Below are 261 nucleotides of genomic sequence, written 5' to 3'. Positions count from 1 at the left end.
CCCCGCCCAGATGGCGTAGGCAATACCCACCGGCAGCGTGCGCAGCACCAGGCTCAAAAGGTAAAAGGCCACCCCGTAACCCACCACCACCAGCAGGCTCGGCACAGGACGCGTAAAGCCCTCCGACGCTTTCAGGGCGCTGGTCGCCACGACTTCTGCCACAATCGCAAGCACGAGATACACAAAGGTCATGGCTGCTCCAGATCGATGGTCAAGCGCCATAGCGCCTGGCCACTTTGATCATACTTGGCTTCGAACGGC

The 261-nt window shown here is 60.9% G+C and carries 1 protein-coding gene; it reads right to left on the bottom strand.

Going from position 1 to position 261, the window contains the following annotated elements; all coding sequences use genetic code 11:
- On the bottom strand, positions 1-192 hold a 192-nt coding region (locus tag Q5762_RS38815), incomplete at its 3' end, for an SMR family transporter (RefSeq protein WP_315897021.1).
- Positions 193-261 lie beyond the last annotated feature (69 nt).

It is taken from the genome of Streptomyces sp. P9(2023) (genome assembly GCF_032436795.1).
GTDB lineage: Bacteria > Actinomycetota > Actinomycetes > Streptomycetales > Streptomycetaceae > Streptomyces.
The sequence above is the reverse complement of the archived record's forward strand: the minus strand, read 5'-3'. Positions and strand labels throughout refer to the sequence as shown.